General features: G+C 66.6%; 5 protein-coding genes. 3 read left to right on the top strand and 2 right to left on the bottom strand.

What is annotated here, in order from left to right:
- Window positions 1–521: 521 nt before the first annotated feature.
- The gene (locus ACFV4K_RS34390; RefSeq protein WP_379280484.1) at window positions 522–893 is read right to left on the bottom strand and encodes an STAS domain-containing protein; all 372 of its coding nucleotides are present in this window, start codon (window positions 891–893) and stop codon (window positions 522–524) included.
- Between the two features lie 666 nt (window positions 894–1,559).
- Between ACFV4K_RS34390 and ACFV4K_RS34385 the strand changes: the two genes are divergently transcribed.
- Entirely contained in the window at window positions 1,560–2,147 is a 588-nt protein-coding gene (locus tag ACFV4K_RS34385) for an HD domain-containing protein (RefSeq protein WP_379280483.1), read from the top strand.
- A gap of 1,297 nt (window positions 2,148–3,444) precedes the next feature.
- Here the strand turns inward: ACFV4K_RS34385 and ACFV4K_RS34380 are convergent.
- Complete coding sequence (locus ACFV4K_RS34380; RefSeq protein ID WP_379280481.1) at window positions 3,445–3,663, bottom strand: hypothetical protein; 219 nt, start codon at window positions 3,661–3,663, stop codon at window positions 3,445–3,447.
- Between the two features lie 108 nt (window positions 3,664–3,771).
- On the opposite strand from ACFV4K_RS34380, the gene ACFV4K_RS34375 reads away from it, so the two are divergent.
- Together ACFV4K_RS34375 and ACFV4K_RS34370 are read left to right on the top strand one after the other, a co-directional pair.
- Window positions 3,772–5,013: a lipase family protein gene (locus tag ACFV4K_RS34375; protein ID WP_379280480.1), complete on the top strand. Its 1,242-nt coding sequence runs from the start codon at window positions 3,772–3,774 to the stop codon at window positions 5,011–5,013.
- Window positions 5,014–5,941: 928 nt separating this feature from the next.
- The coding region (locus ACFV4K_RS34370; protein ID WP_379280485.1) for a CBS domain-containing protein at window positions 5,942–6,104 on the top strand (163 nt) is incomplete at its 3' end.

Below are 6,104 nucleotides of genomic sequence, written 5' to 3'. Positions count from 1 at the left end.
GGGTGCGCCGGGGCCTGTGACATATGTATACGAAAGGGTCGAACTATTCACCGGCCTCCGAAGGCCGATGGCGTACACCGCGACCTGAACCGCTCGAGTCGCGGAACCAAATGTCGACTACTCAGTGGCCACCACCTCCATGTCTACGCCTGTCTGCGAGGTTTCGTTTTGCTGTGTCCCGCCCCTGCCGGCGGCGGTCGGGCAGCCAGAAGGCCAGCCGGATTCTCGCCTGCCCCGACAGGGGCGGGAGGTACCGCATACCAGGCAGTTCACCTGCCCAGTCACTCGATCTCCCACTTGAACGACAGTGAAATTACACACCCACACGGGGAATGTCTAGAGCTGCCACTACAGACTTTTTGGCGAGCAGCAGCCCGGTCCGCGCTGCGGCGGCGATCACCAGGACCGGATCGACCGGCACCCAACGACAACCCGACCTCAGTCTGCAGATGCGAGTGTTGTCGAGGGTGGTTGCGACCAATGCGGTCATGAGCGCGGGACCGGGCCGGTGATCTGCAGTCTCAGGGTCGCAGGGCTTCCTCGACGCTGTGGTAGAGCGCGAGAAACTCTTCCAGACCGGTGATTTCGATCGGAGCAACCACCGGCCGGTTGCTATCGACGACGATACGCAAGGGCTGATGCAGCTTTTCGGCACTGCGACTGACCTTGAGAAGGACAGCGAGGCCATGACCGCCCAGGAAACGCACGACGGTCAGATCCAGGACACAGAACCCGCCGCGGGTACTGGCCAGGCAGGTACGCACCGCCTGCTCGAGCTGCACGCCGGTCGCGGCGTCGACCTCGCCACGTACCGTCACGATCGCGACCTCGCCGGCCATCCGATGTTCGACTACCAGCTCCGAAACCGCCGACGGATCATCCCGGTCAGTCATAAGCAAGACGATAGACCTCGGCTCGGCCACCAGCACTGACCCGGCCTGACCCGAGTGAATCGTGCGATCCTCCCCATCGGCGCTGCCGCTGGTCGGGCGTCGAACAACCTCAAACGAACAGGCTGCGGAGCACCCTGTTCCTGCGAGAACGGCCGGCCCATCGATGGAGAGTTCACGTTTGGCCACCATCGGTTCTCAACGTTCGGGCCGAAGGGGCGGCCGAAGCGTTGCGCGCAGCGGGAATTACGCGGTACATCGCTTTCGGCAACGACCTCACCGACATCGAGCTGCTGGGCAATGCCACCCGGGCGATCAGGGTCGGCGCACATCCGAGCCTCGACGATGTGGCCCACACGACTGTTGGTGCGGATCCTGAATCAGTGGCTCGGAGATCGAGGGTATCGCCGACAGCGTCCTGCTCTGGCCACTGTTACGTGACTGCGATTACTACCGGGCCCGGAAACCGCTGCGGCTGGTGTGGCCCGGGTGAAAGAAGCGGCTACAGCACTCTGCCCGTATGGACGGTACGGATGAGGTGAGGAGTCTTCCCGACTGGCGGGTGCTCGTCGTCGGGGGCACCTCAGGGATGGGCCCGGCTGAACTCCCCGGGGGTCTTTCGGAGATGGATTTCAGCGACGTGGCTTTGCGAGCCTAGGGTCGGGGTCTATGAGCTGGATACTTGACACGCCATCGGCGCGAGCTGCCTTCGAGATCGCCTCCGAGTACGCGGACAAGACCTTGCTCAACCACTCTGTGCGCTCCTACGCCTTCGCCGCCGCGTATGCCGCCGCGCACGGGCTCTCATACGACGAGGAGCTCCTCTACGTCAGCTCGCTGTTGCATGACCTGGGTCTGACCGCTCCGTTCGACAACCACACTCTCCCGTTCGAGGAGGCAGGTGGTCATGTCGCCCGCGTGCTGACCGCGGGTCTGGGATGGCCAGCGGCCCGGCGGGCCCGTGCCGAGGAGGTGATCGTCCTGCACATGCGTGACGACGTCAGCGCGACCGGGGACGTCGAAAGTCACCTCCTTCAGGTCGGCACCAGCGCGGACGTCTCCGGCCTGCGGGTGGCCGAATTCGGCCCCGCATTCCGCACAGCGCTGGTGGCCGAATACCCCCGGCTGGGCTTCGGGCCGGCCTTCCTCGCCCTGTTCGAGGACCAGGCGGTACGCAAGCCGGACTGCGCGGCGGCGGCCTTTGTGGCGGGCGGCGCGGCGGCCCGCATCACGTCGAACCCGCTGGACGCCGCCTAACGGGAGGCAATCAGCCTAACGGGACAGCGAGACCTCCTGCGTAAGTAGCTGCTGGCGCTAACAATAAGCGCGCTGGCTGACCATCGTTTCCGAACACGCGAGAAGTCCGGTTCGGAGAGGCCGATCCGGTCACGCGTTGCCGAGCATGGTGGGTGCTCTAGCCTTTCGTCGGGGCGTTTCCGGCCCGAGACACCGCTGTTATGTGGTCCTGCCAGTGGCTGATTGGAGCGGTTCGTGTTCGGGATGGCTGCGGGCCGCTTCGCCCTGGCGGTCTCCCGGCACCGGACTGCAGGACGGTGCTGGCGGACGTGAAGCCTTCTGCTGCACAGGATTCCGCCGGTGGCAGCCCGCTGAGCGCCGGAAGCGACCAGCGTGACCACATTCCTGTATGGCGCCGGACGCCATGACTCCCCCGCTTCGGCGCGCGGGAGTCGACGATCCTGCCCGGCCCGCCAGCCACTCACACCAGAGCGCACACCGTCCGCTCTGTACTTCGAGTTGTGGCAAGGAATTTCGATGAACGCACTCACCACGCCCCTGAAGCGATGCGCCACCGCGGCCATCCTATGTGGCGGACTGCTCGCCGCTGCCTTCGCGGCCGAGGGCACGGGCCGCGGGAAACCTGCAGTGCCAGTGGGGCCCCTACATCATCGCCGCCGACTGCAGCGACCTGTTCACCCCGCTCCCCGCCGACCCGGACCCCTCCACCGGGCAGTCCATCCTCGACCCCAGCCCGATGCGTTGGGACTTCAAACCGGCCCCTGCCACGATCGACATCCCGCCGCCCCCAGGGCAGCCCGGCCTCGCCGTCAACCGACCCCACCACCAGCCGAAACGTCACGGTGACGCGACGACTGGTTTGTGGCACCTATCAACGAAACCGCTGACCGCAGAGCAGCATCCCGCATCAGCCGCCGCCCGTCCCGCCGCGTCCGCACGGCCAGCCGGTACCCCCGCTCTCGCGGAGTCGAGGTGGGCAACGCCGCCCGCTCCCGTGCCGGCGCGGCGGCGGCGCGCGGTGGCGTGGGCCCCGCGCGAGCGGCTGATGCGGGTGCGAGCTCGGCAGACCATGAGGAACCCCAATGCCCCCGACCGCAATGCAAACCCCTTTCCTGCACTGCTTGTTCGGCAATGATTATCCCGCCTGCCCGGATATCGGCCGCCTGGTTCGGGCCGCCATGTCGGCCACAGCACCGATCGTCGTCGGGGCCAGCGGCTCCGCCGCCTCTCTCGCCGCGATCGACCGCGCCGCGACGCGCGCCGCGGAAGAACGAGCGCAACTCGTCATCGGCTGTGCCTACTCGCCCAGACGGCCCGCTGAGGACGACCCGGTCATCGACATCCGAAGTCCGAAGCGCACCTGCTCCTCGGGCCGGCGGAAGCGGACGATGTGCTCGACGCCGCCCGCCGACAAGCGCGCCAGTCCGGCGCGAGCGACATCGTCTGCCGTGCGGCGCAGGGCAACCCGACCGCGGCCCTGCTCCGCCTGGCGGGACGTTATGGGGTAGCGAACCACGAACACGAACCGCTGCGAATAGGTGTAGCAAACGCGCGTGTCTCTGAGAGTTCACCGCTATAGTCTCCTGAGAATTCGGACTGGCTTGTCGAACGAAGTGAACTATTCATGGAGGTCGGACACGTGCTTGGTCAGTTTCCTCTTGTTCTTCGTAGCGGGTCGGCGAAAGTGCTGGCTGCGCTGGGTGGCGTAGTTCTCGGGTTGTCAATGGTGACTCCCGCCGGGGCGGACTCGATTTATCCGATACCCGATCCAGATCCGTTCTACGCCGCCCCGGCGGATCTGGCGGCACACCAGCCCGGTGACGTGCTCCGCGTGCGGGCAATGCCGCCGGTGGCCGTATTTCCGGGCGCCACCGTTACTCTTGTACAATTCCGATCCGCCAACTCCCGGGATGAGCCGATCGCGGCGACCACCACGGTCCTCACCCCCGCCGGTCACCGGCCCGACGGCCCATTGATGTCGTATCAGCACTTCATCAATGCGCTCGGCACTCGCTGTGCGGTGTCGCATCTGCTGTACTCCGACGATCCGAATCTCTTGACGACGGCGTCGATTCTGAATGTGGCGATGGCGCAGGGCTGGAGCATCGCGCTGCCGGATCATCTCGGTCCGTACTTCGCATTCGGCGCGTCGCGTCTGGGTGGCCGGATCGTTCTGGACGGCGTCCGAGCGGTGAAACAGGTGCCAGAACTCGCCTCGCAGCAGAGCCCGGTCGCGTTGGCCGGCTACTCCGGCGGCGGCATGGCCACCGGGGCGGCGGCGGCGATGCAGCCCACGTACGCACCGGAACTGAAACTCGCGGGCGCGGCCATCGGCGGTGCCCCGATGAACCTGCTGACGATGGTCGAGGTGCTGGGATTCGACCCGCACCCGGCCTTCGGGCTGGCCATGGCGGCGGCGATCGGCCTCGAGCGTGAATATCCGAGCCAGTTGCCAATCAGCTCGTACCTCAACCAGCGTGGCTTGGCGATCCGCGATGCCATGGCCAACGACTGCACCAATCAGATCCTCGCAGACGGCCTCGGCGGCAGCGCGCGGGCATTCACGACCGATACCTCGGGTTTCGACGTCGGTGAAGGCCGGGCGGTGCTGGAGGAGAACAGCTTGGAGCTCTTCGGCGAAGTGCCGGCAACGCCGGTGTTCGAATGGCATTCACCCGACGACCCGCTGATTCCGGTCCAGGCGATCGACAACACCGATCACCGCTGGTGTGCGGCCGGTGTTCCAGTGCAGGCGATGCGCGTTCCCGCACCCGAGCATCTGTCGGGAGCGGTGATCGGTGCCCCGGAGGTGATGGCGTGGCTCAACGGCCGGGTCCGCGGCGAGCCCGCACCCAGCAACTGTTGACGGGAACAGGGGTGCCGTAACTTCTCGGCCGACATTCTCAGCTGTCCCGATCGGGCGGTTCCGGCTGCCCACCCCGGCGGAGTGGTCGGCCGAGTCCATTGCTCTGACCTGGATCGCGCGAGTCGGCCCTCGACTTCGATCGGCCGCTCGCTGATCGGCACCAGGTCGCATGCTGGCGAGAGCGACCCAGCCAGGTCAGCCTGCCCGCGCCGATGCGCCGAACCCTGACCTGGGACCGCGGCCGGGAAGTCGCCGGCCACAAGGCCATCACCGCGGCGGGCCCGCCTGCCTACCGTGATCGCCGGGCGTGCGGGTCTCCTGGTTGCGGCCGGGGTCAATCGTGGGAGGGAACTCCCCGGTCACGGCCTAAAAACCCAGTAGCCCCGACCAGTGCAGTTCGGGACAGCGCTGCATGCGGCGGGGCTGCGGCACAGCGGCCCCGTCGCATGTAGCTGGGCGAAGCCGGTCCATGGTCATGACTGCGAACTCGGAGCGGCAGGCGGGGCGCGAGGTGTTCGTGGACGGTGAGCAGCAGGTGGTCGAACCGCGTGCGCTGCTGGACTGAGCCTCGCCGAGGCTGGGCAGGGCGGTAGCGGCGTCCTGGGCGCCGGGCACCGAACCGTAGGCGCCCTCGCCAGCGTGGCCGGGCGGCTAGCCGACCACCACCGCCTCGGTCGTGCGCCGCAACGGCAACTTTCGCCAAGCCTGAGACCTTCCCTCCCGGTACTTGCTTCCCGATCACACCCTCGATGTCGTGCTCGGCGGCGACTTTCAGCATCCGCGAGAGCGCAGAACGCTACCCACAAAAGAAACCGAACAGTCATTTAAAAGTGAGGTTGCATTCCCCCACACCGCGCCACGATCTCCTGGAGAATGAGGGCGCTTCATCCCATTTGATCAGCTCTGCTGGATATGAGGAGGTAGCTCTATGACCACGGCACGCGACATCATGAAGCCCGGCGCCCAGTGGATATCGCAGGACGAGACCGTCGCCAAAGCGGCGCGAGTGATGGCCGACCTCGACGTCGGATCGATCGTCATCGCCGACGAGAACGAGCGGATGGTCGGCATCATCACCGACCGCGACATCG

The sequence above is a fragment of the Nocardia sp. NPDC059764 genome (genome assembly GCF_042732555.1).
Taxonomy (GTDB): Bacteria; Actinomycetota; Actinomycetes; order Mycobacteriales; family Mycobacteriaceae; genus Nocardia.
The sequence above is the reverse complement of the archived record's forward strand: the minus strand, read 5'-3'. Positions and strand labels throughout refer to the sequence as shown.